The 19,371-nt window shown below is 70.7% G+C and carries 18 protein-coding genes; 13 read left to right on the plus strand and 5 right to left on the minus strand.

The annotated features are described in order from the left end of the window. Positions 1-221: 221 nt before the first annotated feature. The 3 genes from DFH01_RS08220 to DFH01_RS08230 form a co-directional block, all read right to left on the minus strand. Entirely contained in the window at positions 222-767 is a 546-nt protein-coding gene (locus DFH01_RS08220) for a PEP-CTERM sorting domain-containing protein (RefSeq protein WP_109869829.1), read from the minus strand. Positions 768-1,087: 320 nt separating this feature from the next. After that, positions 1,088-1,621: a PEP-CTERM sorting domain-containing protein gene (locus DFH01_RS08225; RefSeq protein WP_158287664.1), complete on the minus strand. Its 534-nt coding sequence runs from the start codon at positions 1,619-1,621 to the stop codon at positions 1,088-1,090. Positions 1,622-1,946: 325 nt separating this feature from the next. After that, positions 1,947-2,480, minus strand: a complete 534-nt coding sequence (locus DFH01_RS08230; RefSeq protein ID WP_199231150.1) for a PEP-CTERM sorting domain-containing protein — start codon at positions 2,478-2,480, stop codon at positions 1,947-1,949. Between the two features lie 224 nt (positions 2,481-2,704). On the opposite strand from DFH01_RS08230, the gene DFH01_RS08235 reads away from it, so the two are divergent. The 10 genes from DFH01_RS08235 to DFH01_RS08280 all read left to right on the plus strand — a co-directional run bounded on the left by DFH01_RS08235 (position 2,705) and on the right by DFH01_RS08280 (position 13,584). Further along, positions 2,705-3,784 carry a GNAT family N-acetyltransferase gene (locus tag DFH01_RS08235; RefSeq protein ID WP_109869832.1) on the plus strand — a complete coding sequence of 360 codons (1,080 nt, stop codon included), beginning with the start codon at positions 2,705-2,707 and terminating at the stop codon, positions 3,782-3,784. Positions 3,785-4,048: 264 nt separating this feature from the next. Then, positions 4,049-4,549, plus strand: coding sequence for a helix-turn-helix domain-containing protein (locus tag DFH01_RS08240; RefSeq protein WP_109869833.1), 501 nt, complete (start codon positions 4,049-4,051; stop codon positions 4,547-4,549). Positions 4,550-4,764: 215 nt separating this feature from the next. Then, complete coding sequence (locus DFH01_RS08245) at positions 4,765-5,562, plus strand: hypothetical protein (RefSeq protein ID WP_146217013.1); 798 nt, start codon at positions 4,765-4,767, stop codon at positions 5,560-5,562. Positions 5,563-5,887: 325 nt separating this feature from the next. Further along, positions 5,888-6,496 carry an XrtA/PEP-CTERM system exopolysaccharide export protein gene (locus DFH01_RS08250; protein ID WP_109869996.1) on the plus strand — a complete coding sequence of 203 codons (609 nt, stop codon included), beginning with the start codon at positions 5,888-5,890 and terminating at the stop codon, positions 6,494-6,496. A 1-nt stretch (position 6,497) separates the two neighbouring features. Further along, complete coding sequence (locus tag DFH01_RS08255) at positions 6,498-8,009, plus strand: XrtA system polysaccharide chain length determinant (RefSeq protein ID WP_233256011.1); 1,512 nt, start codon at positions 6,498-6,500, stop codon at positions 8,007-8,009. Beyond that, positions 8,006-8,956 carry a tyrosine-protein kinase family protein gene (locus DFH01_RS08260; RefSeq protein WP_146217014.1) on the plus strand — a complete coding sequence of 317 codons (951 nt, stop codon included), beginning with the start codon at positions 8,006-8,008 and terminating at the stop codon, positions 8,954-8,956. Before DFH01_RS08255 ends, DFH01_RS08260 begins: the two co-directional genes overlap by 4 nt. Next, positions 8,949-10,646: a TIGR03016 family PEP-CTERM system-associated outer membrane protein gene (locus tag DFH01_RS08265; protein WP_146217015.1), complete on the plus strand. Its 1,698-nt coding sequence runs from the start codon at positions 8,949-8,951 to the stop codon at positions 10,644-10,646. The genes DFH01_RS08260 and DFH01_RS08265 overlap by 8 nt, the downstream gene beginning before the upstream one ends. Positions 10,647-10,658: 12 nt before the next feature. Beyond that, entirely contained in the window at positions 10,659-11,639 is a 981-nt protein-coding gene (locus DFH01_RS08270) for an AAA family ATPase (RefSeq protein ID WP_109869837.1), read from the plus strand. After that, positions 11,636-12,529, plus strand: a complete 894-nt coding sequence (locus DFH01_RS08275) for an XrtA system polysaccharide deacetylase (RefSeq protein ID WP_109869838.1) — start codon at positions 11,636-11,638, stop codon at positions 12,527-12,529. The genes DFH01_RS08270 and DFH01_RS08275 overlap by 4 nt, the downstream gene beginning before the upstream one ends. 8 nt (positions 12,530-12,537) lie before the next feature. Continuing rightward, the gene (locus DFH01_RS08280; RefSeq protein ID WP_109869839.1) at positions 12,538-13,584 is read left to right on the plus strand and encodes a FemAB family XrtA/PEP-CTERM system-associated protein; all 1,047 of its coding nucleotides are present in this window, start codon (positions 12,538-12,540) and stop codon (positions 13,582-13,584) included. Between the two features lie 102 nt (positions 13,585-13,686). On the opposite strand, the gene DFH01_RS28465 is transcribed toward DFH01_RS08280, so the two are convergent. Further along, on the minus strand, positions 13,687-14,268 hold the full coding sequence (locus DFH01_RS28465; protein WP_199231151.1) for a PEP-CTERM sorting domain-containing protein: 582 nt from the start codon (positions 14,266-14,268) through the stop codon (positions 13,687-13,689). A 308-nt stretch (positions 14,269-14,576) separates the two neighbouring features. Here DFH01_RS28465 and DFH01_RS08290 point away from each other — a divergent pair, with 308 nt between their 5' ends. From DFH01_RS08290 to DFH01_RS08300, 3 genes are read left to right on the plus strand one after another with little or no spacing between them, the layout of a single operon-like run. Continuing rightward, positions 14,577-15,800 carry a TIGR03087 family PEP-CTERM/XrtA system glycosyltransferase gene (locus DFH01_RS08290; protein ID WP_109869840.1) on the plus strand — a complete coding sequence of 408 codons (1,224 nt, stop codon included), beginning with the start codon at positions 14,577-14,579 and terminating at the stop codon, positions 15,798-15,800. Positions 15,801-15,804: 4 nt separating this feature from the next. Then, positions 15,805-17,031, plus strand: coding sequence for a glycosyltransferase family 4 protein (locus tag DFH01_RS08295; RefSeq protein WP_158287665.1), 1,227 nt, complete (start codon positions 15,805-15,807; stop codon positions 17,029-17,031). Between the two features lie 11 nt (positions 17,032-17,042). Next, positions 17,043-18,002, plus strand: a complete 960-nt coding sequence (locus DFH01_RS08300) for a glycosyltransferase family A protein (protein ID WP_109869842.1) — start codon at positions 17,043-17,045, stop codon at positions 18,000-18,002. Here the strand turns inward: DFH01_RS08300 and DFH01_RS08305 are convergent. Then, complete coding sequence (locus DFH01_RS08305; protein ID WP_158287666.1) at positions 17,986-19,176, minus strand: VanZ family protein; 1,191 nt, start codon at positions 19,174-19,176, stop codon at positions 17,986-17,988. The two genes, DFH01_RS08300 and DFH01_RS08305, sit on opposite strands and share 17 nt — an antisense overlap. Between the last annotated feature and the right edge of the window lie 195 nt (positions 19,177-19,371).

Raw genomic sequence — 19,371 nt, forward strand, 5'->3', positions numbered from 1 at the left:
CCTCTGTTTCGCTTTAACAAAATACTAACGCCTGATCAAGCTACCACTTTGCGTAGACTGCAACTTGTCACAAAACAGAGACTTGCTTGCATTGTTCAACACAAACTTGGGCGCTTGGTTCAGGCGGGGAGCGGGACGTGTACGCGAAAAGGGCCGGCAACTTACGCTGCCGGCCCTCCCGCAGGGAGCCCCTTGCGAGGGCTCTCCGAAATGTTACGGGCTCAGGCCTTGCGGCGCATCGCCACGCCGAGGCCCGCCAGGCCCAGGCCGAACAGCGCCATGCTCATCGGCTCCGGCACCGGGATGTTCACGCTGGCCTCGGAGTCGATCACCGCGCCACCCGAGAAGGACCCCTGGGTCTGCGTCACGGTCAGGCGGACCTCGGCGAAGTTCGCGTCGGGCGGATTGACGGTCGGGGTGAAGGTGCCCTGGATGATGATGTTCGCGAAGGCGCTCGGCGTGATGCTGCGGGACACCACCGTGCCGGTGAAGCTGCCGAAGCTGCCGCTGAAATTCACCGCGCTGCCGAGCGTCGCCGTCACCGAGAAGGCGCCGATGGTCGTGCCGGCCGCGGCGATGTAGTCGCCATCGTTCGGCCCTTCGTAGGTGCCGCTGCCGATGTTGATCTGCACGCCATTGGCGAGGTTGCCGTTGGTGGTGATCGTGCTCAGGTCGATCGAGGAGTTGCCGGCGATCGGCGCGGCGTTGGCCGCCACCGACATGCAGGCGGCCAGCGCGGTGCCGGCCAGGAGACGCGTGATCTTCATGTCGTGCTCACCCTGATTGAAATGCCCGGGCCGGGATTGGCCACGCGGTTGACAAAGCAAGGTATATGCCAAGCCGTTAAGTATTTGATTTCATATCAGTTTTGCGCAGAAGGTTTTGTCACCTAGCCCACATTGTAAAGAAATCCGACTCTAACGAATGACAATTCATCCCAAAACCGAGACATTTTCGTTCGTCCGGGCGGGGGTGCGCGTCGGCGCGGTCGCCGGGGCGCGCGGGCAGACGCAAAAAAAGGCCGGCAGCCCTCGCTGCCGGCCCTCCGATGGCGAGCCCCCGCCGGGGGCTCGCGATCCGGTCGGGATCAGGCCTTGCGGCGCATCGCCACGCCGAGGCCGGCGAGGCCCAGGCCGAACAGCGCCATGCTCATCGGCTCCGGCACGTTCACGGTGCGCTCGGAATCGATCACCGCGCCACCCGAGAAGGAGGTCTGGGTCTGCGTCACCGTCAGGCGCACCTCGGCGAAGTTCGCGTCCGGCGGGTTAACCGTCGGGGTGAAGGTGCCCTGGATGATGATGTTGGCGAAGGCGTTCGCCGTGATGCTGCGGGACACCACCTGGCCGGTGAAGCTGCCGAAGGCGCCGCTGAAGCTCACGGCGCTGCCGACCGTGGCGGTCACCGAGAAGGCGCCGATGGTCGTGCCGTCCGCGGCCAGATAGTCGCCCGCCGCCGGCGCCTCGTAGGTGCCGCCGGAGATGTTGATCTGCACGCCGTTCGCGAGGTTGCCGTCGGTGGTGACGCCGCTGAGGTCGATGGAGGAGCTGCCCTCGATCGGCGCGGCATTGGCCGCCACCGACATGCAGACGGCCAGCGCGGTGCCGGCCAGGAGACGAGACATATTCATTTTTTGCGCACCCTGGTGGAAGGTCCTGGCCGGGATTGGCCATGCGGGTGAGCAAGCAATGGGCGTGCCAGACAGACAACTTTCTGGAATCAAACCATTTTGAGAGCGCCCGCCGGCCGTCCCTCTGCCCCCTGTAAAGAAAGCCGACGCAAACAATGCGGCTTGACACGAAAAAAGAGACATGTTCCTATCGTGTCACGAGGGATTGGACATGCTTTCGCCGCTTGGAGGGATCGCAGGGACGCAAAAAAGGCCGGCAGCCTTCGCTGCCGGCCCTCTGATGGCGAGCCCCCGGCGGGGGCTCGCGATCCGGTCGGGATCAGGCCTTGCGGCGCAGCGCCACGCCGAGGCCGGCGAGGCCCAGGCCGAACAGCGCCATGCTCATCGGCTCCGGCACGTTCACGGTGCGCTCGGAATCGATCACCGCGCCGCCCGAGTAGGAGGTCTGGGTCTGCGTCACCGTCAGGCGCACCTCAGCGAAGTTCGCCTCCGGCGGCTGGTTGGTCGGGGTGAAGGTGCCCTGGATCACGATGTTGGCGAAGGCGTTCGGCGTGACGTTGCGGGACACCACTTGGCCGGTGAAGCTGCCGAAGGCGCCGCTGAAGCTCACGGCGCTGCCGACCGTCGCGGTCACCGAGAAGGCGCCGATGGTCGTGCCGTCCGCGGCAACGTAGTCGCCCGCCGCCGGCGGCTCGTAGACGCCGCCCGAAACGTTGATCTGCACGCCGTTGGCGAGGCTGCCGCTGGTCGTGATCGAGCCGAGGTCGATCGAGGAGCTGCCCTGGATCGGCGCGGCATTGGCCGCCACCGACATGCAGACGGCCAGCGCAGTGCCGGCCAGGAGACGAGACATATTCATCTGTTGCTCACCTTGAGTTGACTGTCCTGGCCGGGAGCGGCCACGCAGACGTGAATGCAAGCTGCATGCCACGTCCATAATCTGTTGTAATCAAACCGATCCTGCCGCCAGGGTTGAGCGGGATTGCGCGTCCTGTAAAGAATGGCGACACGGCAACGAGCCGGCGTCGAGCCTTGCCGCGCGCCCGCCAGCCCAGCCCCAGGATCGCCCCCGCGCCGATGACGCTCTCGGTTCGTCCGCAGCCCTTCGACGGCTTCTGTGCGCTCGGCCGCGACTGGCGCGCGCTCGAGGCGACCATCCCGGCCTCGGTCTTCCAGAGCTGGACCTGGGTCGGATGCCTCGCGGAAGAGCGGTTTCCCGACCCGGTGGTGCTGCGCGCCGAACGGCAGGGCAGGCTGGTCGGCCTCGCCCTGTTCAACCGCCGCCGCGGCCTGCTGCACCTGGGCGAAAGCGGCGACCCGGAGCGCGACCGGCCCTTCGTCGAGCACAATGGCCCGCTCGCCGCCGACCCCGAGGTCGCCGCGGCCCTGCTGCGTGCCGCCTGGTCGGTGCCCGGCACGCGCGGGCTCGTGCTGGGCGGCGTGCCCCCGGCTCTGGTGCAGGCCGCGCGCGGCGTCGCCGTCCGGCGCCAGGACCGCCCCTCTCCGCTGCTCGATCTCGCCGCGCTGCGGGCGGCGGGTGGCGACCTCGCGACGCGGCTCAGCGCCAACACGCGTCAGCAGATCCGTCGCTCGGACCGTTTCTATGCCGCCGGCGGCACGCTTGAACTCACCCGGGCGGGCGCGGCCGAGGAGGTGGCGGCCTGGTTCCCGGACTTCGTCGCCCTGCATGAGGCGACGTGGCGGCGTCGGGGCCAGGCCGGCGCCTTCGCCACCCCCTTCCTGGAGCGTTTCCATCGCAGCCTGATGGCGCGCGCGATGGCCGACGGGGTGCTGGACCTGCTGCGGCTCACCGGTCCGGGCGGGATTGTCGGTCTTCTTTACAATCTCCACCACCGCGGGATCACCTACGCTTATCAGAGCGCCCTTGCGGACCCTGCGGGGCATGCGGCGGCCAAGCCGGGGCTCAGCTGCCACGCCCGGGCGATCGCGCTGGCGCTCCGGCGCGGCGACCAGGCCTATGATTTCCTTGCCGGCAGCCAGCGCTACAAGCTGAGCTTCGCGGACCGCAGCCCGGTCCTTGCCTGGGCGGAACTGGCCCGGCCCTGGTCCCCGCGGGGCATCCTGGGCCGAGTTCGGGCGGCCCTGCCGCGCCCTTCGGCGCCCCGCGCGACGGACCCGGCCAGCACCGGACTGTAAGGGATTCCGACAGCCCCCTGACGGTTCCGCCGCCGGGCGATCACGCCCGCACGAGAAGACGCTTGCTCCGTGTCACGGATTCTTACAATGTAAGGCGAGCCACGGTGGCGCGGCTGTCAAGGTTTTGAATTACTTGATCACAGTTTCTGGCACTGATTTTGCTTAACCTTACATTCGAGGACTCGCCGCTTCGGAAAAGGGGGATTTGATGTTCGTGGCCATGCTCCGCCTGTCCCTCCCCGGTGTCACCCGGAGTCATCTCTCATGATCGAGGATGGTGCCGGCCTGCCCTTCGATGGAGACGGGCACGACCCCATGGGCATGCCGATGGACTGGGCCCGGCCGCCCGCCCGCGTCGCAGAAGTCCCGAAGCGCGCCGTCAACAAGCGCGCCCCGACCGAGGACGACGCGGCGGTGGGCCGGCGGATCCGCGACTGCCGGATCTCGATGGGCCTGTCGCTCAGTGACCTGAGCAGCCAGGTCGGCGTCTCCCAGCCGCAGCTCTACCGCTATGAGTGCGGCCTGACCCGCGTGGCAGCCAGTCGCCTCATCGCCATCGCCGCGGCGCTCGGCGTCTCGATCGAGGCTCTGGCGCGTGGCAACCAACACGGCGCGGACGGCCCGTTGCCCGCCTGCTCCGCGGCCGAGGCCGACCTGTTGCTGCGCGCCTTCAGCAGCATCGGGCAGCCGGAACGCCGCAGCGCGCTGATCGCGCTCGCCCGCTCCATGGCCGACGCCGACCAGGAGGCCCTGGGCGCCCGCTGAGCGACGGCTCCCCTCCCTGAAGGGGGGCGCTTTCGCCGGCGCGCATCATTCGGTAAGCACCTCCGGGCAGGATGACCCCCTTAGGGCCATTGCCGGAGCCGCATGCTCACAACCCTCCGCCGCCGCAGCGCCATCGCCTGGTTCGACTGGCAGTGCCGAGGGATCCTCGACACGCCCCCCTGCGCACGCGCCCCGCGCCGCTGTGCGTCGTCAGCATGGTGCGGTCCGAGCACCTGCGGATGTATCTCCTGGCGATAAAGTCCTTCTACCGCTACATCCCAGGCGGCGAGATCGTGGTGCTCGACGATGGGTCGCTGACGGGCGCGGACCGGCAATTGCTGGCCGCGCATCTGCCCGATGCGACGGTCACGCCACTGGCGGACATCGCCACGGCGCCCTGCCCACGGGGCGGCTGCTGGGAGCGGCTGCTCTATATCCTGGACCGGAGCGATAACAACTACGTGATCCAACTCGATTCCGACGTGCTGGCTTCCGATCCCATTCCGGAAGTGACGGACGCCATCGCGCGGAACACCTCCTTCACGCTGAATTCGGGTGGGGGGATGGGGATCGAGACGCTGGAACAGGCCGCGGCGCGCGTCGCCGGCTACAGCGAGGAGCATCTGCAGCCCGCCGCCGAGCAGAAGCTGCCGCTGCTGCCGCCGGAGGCCGGCGGGCGGCTGTATGTGCGGGGCTCGGCGGGCTTCGCGGGCTTCGCCCGCGGCCGGCATGCGCGCGGGCAGGCGGAGGCCTTCTCGGTGGCCATGCAGGCGCTGCTGGGTTCGCGCTGGGCGGAATGGGGCAGCGAGCAGATCGCCTCGAACTACCTGATTGCGAATTCGCCGGGCGGCGCGGTGCTGACCTGGCCCACCTATGCCTGCTTCGAGCCGAACCTCGACCCGGCGCTGTCGCGGCTGCTGCACTTCGTCGGCAGCTGGCGCTTCGACCGCGGCGTCTACGCATCCCGCGCGCGGCGGCTCATCTCGGAGCTGGAACGGGAGACCGTCTCATGAGCCCTTTCCGGCGCCGGTCACATTGTCACGATTCATGCAAAATTCAGTGTCTCGCCTCATGGTGAGCGACAGCGCGGTATGGGAAGGATGCCGGCCGGTGGCGGGTTGCGGCGCTTTTGCTGCGGCCGTGCCGCTACCCGGCCGTGCGTGCCGCTGCACAGAAAGCATTTCGTCCAGCTACCATCTGGGCGAAAAATGAGTTAAGGATCTCGCGGCGGACAACCACAAGGCGTGCCCGCGAGGGTCGCTGCCAGGGTCGCGAAGCGTTTCATTGTTTCACAGGAGGCCGGGCATGGCGTCGTTCCAACTCAAGGCGCTGGGAAACATGAGGGTGCTTCGGGCCATCGCCCTGCTGCTGCCGCTTGCCGCCGCGGCCTGCCAGCCGCCGCCGGCGGAGCCGTCCACCATGGCCGCCGCGCCGCAGGTCACGCCCGACTACGTGATCGGGCCGGGTGACTCCCTCTCCGTCTTCGTCTTCCGTTCGCCCGAGCTCAGCATGGAGGTTCCGGTCCGCCCCGACGGCCGCATCTCGCTGCCGCTGGTCGAGGACATCGAGGCGGCGGGCCGCACCCCGGTGCAGCTCAGCCGCCAGATCGAGGAGCGGCTGAAGCAGTATGTGCGCGAGCCGAGCGTGACGGTGATCGTCCGCGGCTTCGTCGGTCCGGCAAGCCGGCAGGTCCGCATCGTGGGCGAAGCCGCGCAGCCGCGCGCCATCGCCTTCCGCGAAGGCATGACCGTTCTCGACGCGCTGATCGAGGCCGGCGGCCTGACGCGCTACGCCGCGGGCAACAGCGCGCGGCTGATCCGGCGCGAGAGCACGTCGCAGGAGACGATCCCGCTGCGCCTGAACGACCTGCTGCGCACCGGCGACCTCAGCCAGGACCTGGCGCTGCGGCCCGGCGACACCCTCGTGATCCCGCAGGGCTGGTTCTGACGTGACGCAGATCCTCAACGAGGTACGGCGCTATGCCAGCGCGGGCTGGCAGCACAAGTGGAAGGCGCTGCTGCTCGCCTGGGTCGTCTGCATCGCTGGCTGGGCCTATGTCTACACGCTGCCGAACCAGTACCGGTCCAGCGCGCGCATCCACGCCGATGCGGATGCGATCCTCGGGCAGGTGCTGAGCGGCATCGCGGTGGACAACCGCCCCTCCGGCCAGGTCGAGACGCTGCAGCGTACCCTGTTCAGCCGCCCGAACCTCGAACGCGTGGCCGCGCGCACCGGCCTCGACCTGCGCGCCGACAGCGCGGCCTCGCGCGAGGCGATGCTGAGCCGGCTGGAATCCAGCCTCCGGCTCGGCCTGCAGACGCGGAACCTGTTCACCATCACCTACACCGACACGGATGCGCGCATGTCGCGCGACGTGGTGCAGGCGCTGCTGACGCTCTTCATGGAGCGTGCAACCGCGAACGACCGCCAGCAGATGGAGAATGCGCGGAACTTCGTGAACCAGCAGATCCAGGCCTATGAGATACAGCTGCGCGAGGCGGAACAGCGCCGCGCCGAGTTCCGCGCGCGCTACGCCGACCTGCTGCCCTCCGAGACGGGCGGCGGCGCCACCGGCCTCGAACAGGCGCGTCAGCGCCTGTTGACCAACCGCGGCAACCTGCAGGATGCCGTCGCACGGCGCGAGCGCCTGAAGCAGGAGCTGGAGCAGACGCCACAGGTTCTGCGCGCCGGCGAGGGCGGCACCGGCAATCCCGCGCTGGCCGAGGCCGAGCGGACCCTGCGCGAGCTGCGCCTGCAATACACCGATGCGCACCCCGCGGTGGCCGCCGCGCGAGCCCGCGTGGCGGAGGCCCGCGCTTTGGGCGGGGGCGGGGGCGGCGGCGGCACGATCCGCAACCCGCTCTACGAGCAGATCCGCACGCGCCTGCTGGATGCCGATGCGCAGATCGGCACGCTGGAGCGCCAGGTCCGCCAGGAGCAGGCCAATGTGGAGCGGCTTGAGGCGCTGGCCCGCACCGTGCCCCAGCTGCAGGCGCAGTTCGCCAACATGGACCGCGACTACAGCGTGCTCCGCCGCTCCTACGAGGAACTGCTCGAGCGCCGGGAGTCGGTGCAACTCGCCGGCGCCGCGCGCTCCGAGGCGGAGCGCGTGCGGCTCGAGGTGGTGGACCCGCCGACGGTGCCGCTGGCCCCGATCGGACCGAACCGCCTGCTGCTCGGCACCGCCGTGCTGCTCGCCGGGCTCGGCGCGGGGGCGGGCCTCGCCCTGCTGTTCGTGCTGCTCGACCGCAGCTTCTATACGGTGACGGATCTGCGGAAGCTCGGCCTGCCGGTGATCGGCAGCATCTCCTCGACCGAGCCGGCACGCAGCCAGCGCTTCGCCGCCTTCGCCTTCGCCTGCGGCTTCGGGCTGCTGATCTTCGCCTACGGCATGGTGACCGCCGGCGGTCCGGCGCTCATCGCACGCATCCCCAACCTGGTTGCGAGGTTCGTCGCGTGACCACGCCCCCTTCCGGCCGTCATCTGGTCGAACGCGCGATGGAGGCGATGCAGGGCGCCACCATCGCCGATCCGCGCCCGCCCGCGGGCAGCCGCGCCATCGAGGGCGCGGGCGCCACGGCAACCGCGACCGTCGAGCGGCCCGATCCGCCGCCCGCCGCGACCGAAGCCACGCCCGCGCCGCCGCCCGCCCCGCCGGCGGCGAAGCCGGAGCCCATCAGCATCGAGATGCTGCAGAAGGCCGGCTTCGTGGTGCCCGGCGGCGCCGCCGCGCGCTCCCGCGTGACCGAGGAACTCAACGTCGTGCAGCACCAGATCCGCCGCACGGTGCAGGCGACGGAGCCCGCGGAGGGCCGGATCCAGCGGCTGGTGCTGGTCACCAGCGCGCGGCCGGGCGAGGGGAAGACATTCTGCTCGCTCAACATCGCCGCACGGCTCGCGATCGGCTCCGCCGAGCAGGTCATCCTGGTGGATGGCGACAGCAAGCAGCACCACTCCATCACCCACCTGCTTGAGCGCGACACGGTGCCGGGGCTGCGTGCGCTGGCACAGAACCCGATGCAGCGCCCGGACACGCTGCTGCAGCCGACCGCCGTGGAGCGGCTGAACTTCCTGTCCTACGGCCCGGCCGCGCCCGGGCATTCCGGGCTGCCCTCGGGCGCCATGCTGGCGCAGGCGATCGCCAGGCTCGCCTCGGCCATGCCCAACCGCATCATCGTGATGGACGCGCCGCCCTGCCTCTACACCAGCGAGCCGACCGCACTAGCCTCGGTGGCCGGTCAGGTGGTGCTGGTGGTGCGCGCGGAATCCACCCAGCGCGACGAGGTGGAAGGCGCGCTCGACATGGTCGAGAGCTGCCCGAACCTGCAGCTGCTGCTCAACCGCACGCGGATCGTGCCGACCAACACCTTCGGCGCCTACGATTACTACGGCTACTACAGTGGCTGAGCGGCCCGCGATGCGCCGGGGCGGGCGCCCGGGGCGCAGCCGGACCGGCCTGGCCGCCGGCATGCTGCTGATGGGCGCCGCCGCGCCCGCGGCCGCGCAGGGCCTGTTCGGAGGCGACCCGATCCCCGGTGCGACCACCGGTCTGTCCCGGCCCCTCAGCCCCTTCATGACGCCGCTCGAGCCGGGACGCAGCGCTGCGCCGAACTTCTGGCAGCCGGACCTCCTGCCCGACATCGCGGGCGCGCCGCGCGGGGCCGGGGAGCCCACGCCGCCCTGGCGCTTCGGCGGCAGCGTGGTCGGCTCGGCCTCCTACACGGACAACGTCCGCAACAGCGTGACCAACACGGAATCGGACGTGTTCTTCACCCTGACGCCGCGGGTGACCGCGACCGCGGACACCGCCAGCCTCGTCGGGTCCGCGACCTATGCGCCGCGGTTGCGCTACTACCTCAACAACCCGAACCAGAACGGCGTGGACCAGCGCTTCGCGGCGCAGGGCCTCGGCACCCTCATCCAGGACAGGCTCTTCGTCGAGTTCAGCGCGGTCGGCGACGTGCAGTCGGTGTTCGGTGACTTCGCGGGCGCGCAGTTCGAACCCGACAACCAGCAGAACCAGATCCAGACCGCGTCCTACCGCATCTCGCCGTACCTGCAGCACCGCTTCGGCGACTTCGCGATCGCGCGCCTCGGCTACGCCTTCCGCCAGGTCGTCCAGGACGGCAACGCGTCCTTCGCGGAAGGGGAGACGACGCCCTTCTTCGTCTCGACGGGCTTCACTTCGAACCAGTTCTACGGGACCCTGAACTCCGGCGACTCCTTCGGGCGGCTGGGCTGGACCCTGACCGCGAGCTCGACGGACTTCGCTGGCGACAACGTCTATGACGGCGCCTACAACCGCATCTACGGCGCGCAGCTGCGCTACGCCGTCACGCGCGAACTCGCCGCCCTGGTGGACGGCGGCTGGCAGGACCTGCGCTACAACGGCGTCAATCCGTACGAGGTGAACGATCCGGTCTGGGGCGTCGGCTTCCGCTACCAGCCGGACGAGTTCAGCTTCCTCACCGTGCGCTACGGCCAGTTCGACGGCCAGACCTCCTGGTTCGCGAATGGCGGGCTCGACATCGGCGTGCGCACGCGCATGTTCGTGAATTACTCCGAGCGGCTGTCGAACTCAGGGCTGAACACCGGCGACGCGCTGTCGCAGCTGCGCGTGGACGAGCTCGGCAACCTGGTGAACGTCTCCACCGGCGCCCCCGCCGCGCTGGCCTTCGGCAGCCCGCTGCAGAACGTCCAGAGCGGCATCTTCCTGCAGCGCCGGGCCGCGCTGGCCTTCAGCCACACCCTGACGCGCGACACCTTCTCGCTCGGCTTCAGCTGGCAGGACAGCGACCCGGTCGCGATCGCGCAGGGCACGCAGCCCTTCTCCCAGACCACGCGCTCCGTCAGCCTCGGCTGGAACCGCGCGCTGGAGCCCGGGATGACGCTGGTGGCGGCCGGGCGCTACGGCATCAGCGAGCCCGAGAACAGCGGCGAGCTGCGCAACTATTCCCTCACCGTGGGCGTCACCCGCGCCCTGACGGAGCGCCTCGTGGCCTCCCTGCTCTATCAGTTCACCAGCCGAGAGACGAACGAGTTCGGCGGGACCGCGGACCGGAACCTGATCACCTTCTCGCTGAGCCAGGCCTTCTAGGGAGCGTCGGAGATGCATATCGACATCTACGGCTTCCACGAACATCCCTTCCTGATGACGCCGGATGCCCGGCTGTTCTTCCCCTCCTCCGTCCACAGCCGCGCGCATGCGCATCTGATGTACGGCCTTGCGCAGGGCGAGGGCTTCGTCGTCGTCACCGGCGAGGTCGGCGCGGGCAAGACCACGCTGGTCGAGCGCTTCTGCAGCGACCTCGATCCCGCTTCCTTCGTCGTCGCGCGCATCATGACCACGCAGGTCGCCGGCGACGACCTGCTCCGCCTGGTCGCGGACGCCTTCCATGTCTCGGCCGAGGGCGACAAGGCCGCGGTGCTGCGCGGCATCATGAGCGCGCTGCGCACCGCCGACCGGCGCCACGTGCTGATCGTGGACGAGGCCCAGGCCCTCACCCCCGCGGGACTCGAGGAACTGCGCATGCTGTCGAACATCACCGATGGCGGGCGCGCGCTGCTGCAGACCATCCTGCTCGGCCAGCCGCAGCTGCGCCGGCTGATCGCCAGCCCCGACCTCGACCAGCTGCGCCAGCGCATCCTCGCCTCCTTCCACCTCGGCGGCCTGTCGCGGGAGGAGACTCGCTCCTACATCGAGCACCGGCTGCGCGCGGTGGGCTGGACCGGCAATCCCTCCTGGGACGACCGCGCCTTCGACATCGTGCACCGCTACACCAGCGGGATCCCCCGCCGGATCAACCGGCTCTGCTCGCGCGTGCTGCTGGCCGGCGCGCTGGAGAAGGCGCCGCATCTCACCGCCGACCTCGTGGAGGCGACGGCGGTCGAGCTGGAGGATGATCTCGGCGCCGGCATGGTGCAGGGCAGCTACATGCCGGGCCTGCCGCGCCTGACGCCGGAGATGGAATCGCAGATCGAGGCGCTGGAGAAGCGCATCGATGGCCTGGAGCGCACCATGGCGCGGCGCGAGCGCGCCTTCACCCGCCTCATGGACTTCCTCGCCGAGCTGACCGGTCCGCGCCGATGAGCGCGCCCCCCCTCCGCAATGCCATGAGCGTGGACGTGGAGGACTGGTTCCAGGTCCAGGCCTATGCCGGCGCGATCAGCCGCGACCGCTGGGAGGGGCTGGACCGCCGCGTCGAGGCGAACACCGAGCGCGTGCTCGCGATCTTCGAGCGCGCCGGCGTCCGCGCCACCTTCTTCACCCTGGGCTGGGTCGCCGAACGTCATCCGGCGCTGATCCGCCGCATCGTCGCAGGCGGCCACGAGCTCGCCAGCCACGGCCACGGGCATGAGCTGGTCCACCAGATCGGCCTCGACCGCTTCCGCGCCGACATCCGCCGCGCCAAGCGCGTGCTCGAGGACATCGGTGGCGTCGCGGTGCGCGGCTATCGCGCGCCCACCTTCTCCATCGGGCCGAAGCTCACGCCCTGGGCGCATGACGTGCTGGCCGAGGAAGGCCACGCCTATTCCTCCTCGCTCTTCCCGATCCGCCACGACCTCTATGGCGACGCGGAAGCGCCGCGCGATCCCTGGCTGCCTTCGGTGATGGGCGTGCCGGAACTGCCGATGACCACGGTGCGCGCCATCGGGCGCAACCTGCCCTGCTCCGGCGGCGGCTGGTTCCGCCTGGTGCCCTATCCGGTGTTCCGCACCGGCCTGCGTCGCGTCAACGGCGTCGAGCGTCGGCCCGGCATCTTCTACTTCCACCCCTGGGAAGTGGACCCCGGCCAGCCGCATGTGCCGGAGGCCAGCCGGGGTGCGCGCTTCCGCCACCGCGTCGGGCTGGAGAGCATGGTGCACCGGCTGGAGAAGCTGCTGCGCGACTTCCGCTGGGACCGCATGGACGCAGTCTTCGCCGACACGATCGGCGGCGCTGCGGCAGCGCCCAGCGCACCGCAGCGCCAGGCAGCCTGACGGCCCGCATGTCCGTTGTCATCCGGGAACTGGACGCGGGCTCCGCCGCCGCATGGGACCGCTTCGTCCGCGAGACGCCCTCGGCCACCTTCTTCCACCTGGCGCCCTGGGCCGAGGTGATCCGCCGCGCCTTCGGCCATCCGACGCACTACGTCTTCGCCGAGCAGGACGGCGCGATCGTCGGCGTGCTGCCGCTGGCGCGGATGAAGACGCTGCTGTTCGGCGACCTGCTCGCCTCCACGCCCTTCTGCGTCTATGGCGGCAGCGTCGCCGTCACGCCGGAGGCTGCGGCGGCGCTGGAGGCGCATGCGATGGCGCTGCGCGCGAGGCTCGGCTCTCCCGCGCTGGAATTCCGGCGGGAAGCGGAAGCCGATCCCGGCTGGACCGAGCGCGCCCCGCTCTACTTCACCTTCCGCAAGCCGATCGTCGCCTTCGACGATGACGTGAAGGGAATGGAGAAGAACATCCCGCGCAAGCAGCGGGCGGAGGTGCGCAAGGGGCTGACGAAGTTCGCCCTGCGCTCCACCTCCGACAGCGACATCGACGTGCTGCACACGATCTACGCCGAGAGCGTGCGCAACCTCGGCTCGCCGGTCTTCCCCAAGCGCTACTTCCGGCTGCTGGCCGAGCGGTTCCCGGGCGAGCACGACGTCACCACGGTGTGGCAGGACGGGACGCCGGTCTCCTCCGTGCTGAACTTCCACTTCCGGCAGGAGGTGCTGCCCTATTACGGCGGCGGCACGCGCGCCGCGCGCGGCAACGCCGCGAACGAGGTGATGTACTGGGAGGTGATGCGACGCGCGCATCGAGAGCGTGGCGCGACGAGCTTCGATTTCGGGCGCAGCAAGATCGACACCGGCGCCTTCGCCTACAAGAAGAACTGGGGCTTCGTGCCGCAGCAGTTGCACTACTGCTACCGCCTGGCGGAAGGCGCGGCGATCCCGGAGAACAACCCGAACAACCCGAAATACAAGCTGTTCATCGCGATGTGGAAGAAGCTGCCGGTGCCGGTGGCGAATGTGCTCGGCCCGCCGCTGGTGCGCGGCCTCGGCTAGCGGGCGGCAAGACCGTTGAGGCGCCCGGTCGGCAAGCCGGCCGCGGCGACGGCATGCGTCCCGGAGGTGAGGGGAGGCGGCCGGAAGGCCGCCTCCGACACATCAGACCTTGCGGCGGCGGCGCACCGCGGCCAGCCCAACGAGGCCGGCGCCCAGCAGCGCGAGCGTGCCCGGCTCCGGCACCGTGCCGGGATTCGGGTTGAAGTCGCAGTCGCTGCCATCGGTGCAGAGCGCCGACTTCGCCAGGGTCACGAACCAGTCGTCATTGGTGACATCGATGCGGATCCGCACCTGCAGGCCGCCCCCGATGTCGTCCCACAGGCTGGTCGGCACGGCGAAGTCGGTGAAGGAGAAGGTGTCGTTCACGCCAACCAGGCTGCCGAGCTCGATCCAGGTGGCCGTGCTGGTGTCGAAGGCCTCGATGATGTCCACTTCGCCGTCGTCGGAGTCGACGTCGTAGCCGCTGACGCGCAGTGTCGCGGAGGTCGTCGGCGCGGCAATGGCGGCGTGCGTCCAGCTCCAGTCCTCGCCGTTCCCCCGGTAGTAGGGGCTGTCGAAGATCTGGCCGACGGTCGGCACGAAGAAGTTCGTGGGAGCCTGGACAACGCTGACCGCAGCCTGCGACGGCGCGGCAGCAGCGATGCCGAAGAGCACCGCTCCGAAGAGCGCAACTTTCGAGTTCATCTACTTGGATTTCCTGACGTTGAAGACGGGAGTCCACCGGTGAGCAAATCGCGTGCCGAACAGCATCATGCTCAAGCGGGGCGAAATGCAGTATATTTTGTTGCTTGTTGGGCCGCCTGGACGAGGCACAACGTATTCAGCCCCGGCAGAGTGTCAAATATTCCAGAATCGGAAACAAGCCCGGAAAGGCGTGAAGGGCCGAATGCTGCGCCGTAACCCCCTGATTCCCGGAACGAATTACTGATAAGCCGCCCTGCGCGCGGGTGTTAAAATGCCCGACACCGATGAGTGGAGTGAGCCAGTCTCCCATGCCGCGTCGCCTGCTCTTCCTCAGCCATCGCATCCCCTATCCACCCGTGAAGGGCGAGAAGATCCGCGCCTGGCACATGCTGGAGCACCTGGCGCCGCGCTGGGAGATCGAGTGCGGCTTCCTCGTGGATGACCGCGCGGACATCGCGCATCTGCCGGCGATGGCGAAGGTGGCGAAGCATGTGGAATGGCGCCCCGCGCTCGGCCGCTGGCAATCGGCGGCGCGCGCCCTGCTGCGGCTGCGCCCCGGTGCGCCGCTGAGCCTCGGCTGGTTCCACGAGCCCGGCCTGTTCCGCTGGGCGCAGCAGGGCCTGGCGGCAGGCCGCTACGACGCGGCGCTGGTCTATTCCTCCGCCATGGCGCCCTACGCGATGGGCCGCGCGGGGCAGGGCGTGGTGCGCGTGCTGGACCTGGTGGACGTGGATTCGGAAAAATGGCGCGCCTACGCCGCCGATGCGAAGCCGCCGATGCGCCAGGTCTGGTCGCGGGAGGCGCGGACGCTCCTGGCCTTCGAGCGCCGTGCGGTGATGGAGTTCGACCGCTCCATCTTCGTCTCCGCCGAGGAGGCGCGGCACTTCGCCGAGCTCGCGCCGGAAACGGCGGAGCGCCTCGGCCATGTGGACAACGGCGTCGAGCTGTCGCGCTTCGATCCGGCGCGCGAGTATCCCTCGCCCTTCGCGCCGGATGCCGGGCCCGCGCTGGTCTTCACCGGCACCATGAACTACCGGCCAAATGTCGAGGCCGTGGCCTGGTTCGCGGAGAATGTGCTGCCGCTGCTGCGCGCCGATCCGCCGGCAGGCGCGCGCCCGCCCGAATTCCACATCGTCGGCGCCAGCCCTGCGCCCGCGGTGCTGGCGCTGGCGCAGCTTGAAGGCGTGCATGTGACGGGGCCGGTGCCCGATGTGCGGCCCTACATCGCCCATGCGGCCGTGTCGGTGGCGCCGCTGCGCATCGCGCGCGGAATCCAGAACAAGGTGCTGGAGGCGATGGCGATGGCGAAGCCCGTGGTCGCCAGCCCGCAGGCCTTCGAAGGCGTGCGCGCGGTGCCGGGCCGTGACCTGCTCGTCGCCGATGGCGGGACCGAAACCGCCGCGCGCGTGCGCGAGGTGCTGGAAGGCCGCCATCCGGGGCTCGGCGCCGCCGGCCGCGCCGCGGTCGCCGCCGGCCATGACTGGGCCGCGACGCTCTGCGCGCTCGATCCGCTGCTGGAGCGGGCGGGCTGAGACGGTGCGGCCCGAACCGCCGCGCTGTCTTCTCGTCTGCCACACCTTCCCGCCGCTGATCGGCGGCTCGGCCGGCGTCTATGCCGCGCTCGCGCGCCATGCGGGCGGCGCCATCGCCGTGCTGACCTCGGCGCGGGATGCGGCGACCGGGCGCGAATGGCCGGGCTGGCGCGCGCTTGACGCGGCCGCGCCCTACCCGATCCGGCGACTCCCGCTCGTCCGCCCGCCGCTGGCCGCCGCCGCACCGCGCAACCGCCTGCTGCGCCAGGTCGCCTGGGGCGCCGCGGCGCTTCGCCTTGCGCTCGTCGTGGCGCGGGAAGCGCAGCGTCATCGCGCTGACGCCGTCTGCATCTGCGACGACGAGACGGTGGGCTGGCTCGTGCCCTTCGTGCGCCGCGTGCTGCGTCGCCGCGCGCTGATCTACTGCCATGGCGACGACCTGGTGCAGGCGGATGCGGCGGCCCGCGCGAAGCGCCGGCGCTGGTTCGACGAAGCCGATTGCATCATCGCCGCCGGCCGCTTCCCCGCCGCACGGCTCGCCGGCGCCTATGGCGTGCCGCCGGCGCGCATCGGCGTGGTGCCGAACGGCGTGGACCTCGACCGCTTCCGCCCGCTGCCGCCCGATCCGGCGCGCCGCGCCGCGCTTGGCCTCGCGGAGCGGCGCGTCATCCTGGCGCCGTCGCGCCTCGTGCCGCGCAAGGGCGTGGACCGGCTGATCGCCGCCATGCCCGCGATCCGCGCCGCCCATCCCGAAGCCATCCTGCTCGTCGCCGGCGACGGCCCGCAGCGTGCGGAGCTCGAGGCGCTGGCGCAGGCATGCGGCGGCGCGGAGAGCGTGCGCTTCGCCGGCGCCATCCCGGCGGAGGACATGCCGGCGCTCTACGCGCTCGCCGACTTCGTCGCCCTGCCCAACCGCGCGGAGCCGGGCGAGAGCGATGGCACGCCGCTCGTATTCCTGGAAGCCAATGCCTGCGGCCGCCCGGTGATCGGCGGCCGCGCCGGCGGCACGGCGGAGGCGGTCACGGATGGCCGCAACGGCCTGCTGGTGGACGGCGAGGATTCCGGCGCCATCGCCGCCGCCGCGCTGCGCCTGCTGGACGATCCCGCCTTCGCCGCGCGCCTCGCCGCGGGCGGGCTGGAGGCGGCGCGGGCGGCGGGCTGGGCGGCGCGCACGGCGCAGTTCCTGGCGCTCTGCCGGCCCGGCATGGCGCCGCAGGCATCGCTGGGGTAGGTGCAGGCGCCATGACCAGCCCGGCCATCGAGGTCGTCATCCCCGCCTACAACGCCGCGCCCTTCCTGCGCGCGACGCTGGAGAGCATCGCCGCGCAGACGGTGCGGCCCGCCCGCGTCACCGTGGTGGATGACCGCAGCACCGACGGCACGGCCGATGTCGCACGCGCGGCGGCGGAGGCGCTGCGCGACCGCATCGCGATCCGCGTGCTGCCGAATGCCGGGCCGCAGGGCCCCTCGGCCGGGCGCAACACCGCGATCCGCGACAGCGATGCCGAGTTCATCGCGCTGCTCGATTCCGACGACCTGTTCACCCCCGTCCACCACGCCGCGCTGCTCGGCGCGCTGCATGCCGCGCCCGACGCGCTGCTCGCCTTCGGCGACAACACGCTGTTCAGCGGCGATGCGGTGACGGTGCCGAGCCTGCTCACCGACAGCGGCATCGCCGCCCTGCCGGCGGAGGAGGTCGCGCCCGGCGTCTTCACCCTCGGCGACCGTATGTTCGCGGAGCTGCTGCGCACCACGCCCTTCTGCACCTCCGCCTGCCTGTTCCGCCGCGAGGCGGCGCTGGAAGCCGGGCTGTTCAATGAGGCGATGATGTACAGCGAGGACCAGGATTTCTTCATCCGCCTCGCGCTGCGCGGCCGCTTCGTCTTCACGCGCGAGCAGGTGACGCGCAAGCGCGTGCACGAGACGAACCTCTCCCACGCGCGCAACACGCTGCGCTTCTGCAAGGGCACGGCGGAAGCGGTGGCGCGGCTGGCGCGTGGCGAATCGCGCCTCTCCGCGCCGCAGCAGGCGGCCGTCGCGGCGGCGCTGCGCCCCGCGCTCGGCGGCTACATCTACCACGCCTCGCGCGCCGGCCTCGGCCCCTGGTGGCAGGCGGCGCGGCTGGCGGCGGCGAGCGGCGAGCCCGCGCTGGCCGCGCGGCCCCGCGACCTGCTGCGCGCCCTGTTCAGCCGCTTCCTGTGAGATCGGCGCGGCGCCGCAGCCGCGCGAACAGCACGAGCAGCAGCGCCGCGATCGCCGCCAGCGCCGGGTCGGTGCTGTCGGCGGTGCGCCAGGGGATCCAGGTGCGGAACAGCGCGATGCCGAAGGCGAGGCCGACCACCGCCGGTACCGCGAGCCAGGCGCGCAACCCGGACCGGATCGCGAGCCACAGCAGCGTCCCGTAGAGGAAGGTCTTCAGCAGCACGGCCTGCAGCCCGTTGGCGAGATTGCCGCGCACGACAGAACGGAAGGGCACCCACCCGAAGGGGCGGGGCTCGGCCGCGAGGATGAAGGGCGAGAGGCTCTCGGCCAGCACCGCCGCCAGCATCAGGCCGGCCAGCAGCAGGTCGCCGTGGCGCAGCCGTCGCAGCACCGGCCAGGCCGCCAGCGCCAGGCCGGCCGCCGCCACCTCCGCCGGGTTGACCCGCCGGTCCACGATCGGCACCGCCGCGGCCAGCACCGCAAGGATCAGGGCCGCAAAGGGCAGGGTCCCGCCCAGGCGCGGCCAGGCCGCGGCGAGCAGTCGCGCCGCCGCCAGCCAGAACACCGCCAGCCGCAGCACCCGCCAGGGATCGATCCCGGCCAGGTGGCGCAGCGGCGCAAGGCTCGCGCGCCACTCTCCCCAATCCAGCGCCGGCACATAGGGAAAGAGCCGGTAGGCCAGCCAGCAGCCGAGCAACAGCGCGGCGAAGGGCTCGACGGGACGCAGCCAGGCCCCGGGCAGGCCTGACGCCGGCGGGCGTACCCAGATCGCGACCAGCGCGCCCGCGCCGCCGCCCACCGCGTTCAGCAGCAGGTCGAGCCCGCTCGGGGACCGGCGCGGCACGTGGATCTGGCCGAACTCCATGGCGGCCGAGAGCAGCAGGCAGGCCAGTGCCGCGACCGTCGCCGCGACGGCCGGGCGGAAGCGGGCCTGCAGCACCAGCGCCAGCGCCAAGCCGAGCGGCGCGTAGAGAACCAGGTTGGCCACCAGGTCGCCCCGCCCGCCCGGCCGGCGGTGCAGCGCCTGCAGCACGGCATCGGTCATCGTCGTGCCGTCGGGCAGCGGCCGGAACTGGAAGGGATAGAGCGAGCCGAAGACGATGACGCCCGTCATCAGCACGCCGAGCAGCAGCGCCGCCGCCAGGGCGTCCCGTCCCGGCCCTTCCGAATTCACCTGCCGGTTGCCTCCTCGCGGTCCCACCCAGCATAGGCGGGCCAGCGGGAGGGCGCGACCGCAGCCGCCTAGGTCCTGAACCCAAAGTCCTTGCTGCGACGCGACGCGATCTGATTCACCGTCGGAGTTGACGGGGGATAGGGGCATGTCGCGGTTCGATTTGAGCGAGGCGGAGTGGCGGATCATCGAGCCGTT

The organism is Falsiroseomonas bella (assembly GCF_003173615.1).
GTDB lineage: Bacteria > Pseudomonadota > Alphaproteobacteria > Acetobacterales > Acetobacteraceae > Falsiroseomonas > Falsiroseomonas bella.

Excerpts from the sequence above, each read along its gene's own strand:
- DFH01_RS08220 (WP_109869829.1), bottom strand. The coding sequence starts at position 767 with ATGAAGATCACGCGTCTCCTGGCCGGCACCGCGCTGGCCGCCTGCATG.
- DFH01_RS08225 (WP_158287664.1), bottom strand. The coding sequence starts at position 1,621 with ATGTCTCGTCTCCTGGCCGGCACCGCGCTGGCCGTCTGCATGTCGGTG.
- DFH01_RS08230 (WP_199231150.1), bottom strand. The coding sequence starts at position 2,480 with ATGTCTCGTCTCCTGGCCGGCACTGCGCTGGCCGTCTGCATGTCGGTG.
- DFH01_RS08235 (WP_109869832.1), top strand. The coding sequence starts at position 2,705 with ATGACGCTCTCGGTTCGTCCGCAGCCCTTCGACGGCTTCTGTGCGCTC.
- DFH01_RS08240 (WP_109869833.1), top strand. The coding sequence starts at position 4,049 with ATGATCGAGGATGGTGCCGGCCTGCCCTTCGATGGAGACGGGCACGAC.
- DFH01_RS08245 (WP_146217013.1), top strand. The coding sequence starts at position 4,765 with ATGGTGCGGTCCGAGCACCTGCGGATGTATCTCCTGGCGATAAAGTCC.
- DFH01_RS08250 (WP_109869996.1), top strand. The coding sequence starts at position 5,888 with ATGAGGGTGCTTCGGGCCATCGCCCTGCTGCTGCCGCTTGCCGCCGCG.
- DFH01_RS08270 (WP_109869837.1), top strand. The coding sequence starts at position 10,659 with ATGCATATCGACATCTACGGCTTCCACGAACATCCCTTCCTGATGACG.
- DFH01_RS08275 (WP_109869838.1), top strand. The coding sequence starts at position 11,636 with ATGAGCGCGCCCCCCCTCCGCAATGCCATGAGCGTGGACGTGGAGGAC.
- DFH01_RS08280 (WP_109869839.1), top strand. The coding sequence starts at position 12,538 with ATGTCCGTTGTCATCCGGGAACTGGACGCGGGCTCCGCCGCCGCATGG.
- DFH01_RS28465 (WP_199231151.1), bottom strand. The coding sequence starts at position 14,268 with ATGAACTCGAAAGTTGCGCTCTTCGGAGCGGTGCTCTTCGGCATCGCT.
- DFH01_RS08290 (WP_109869840.1), top strand. The coding sequence starts at position 14,577 with ATGCCGCGTCGCCTGCTCTTCCTCAGCCATCGCATCCCCTATCCACCC.
- DFH01_RS08300 (WP_109869842.1), top strand. The coding sequence starts at position 17,043 with ATGACCAGCCCGGCCATCGAGGTCGTCATCCCCGCCTACAACGCCGCG.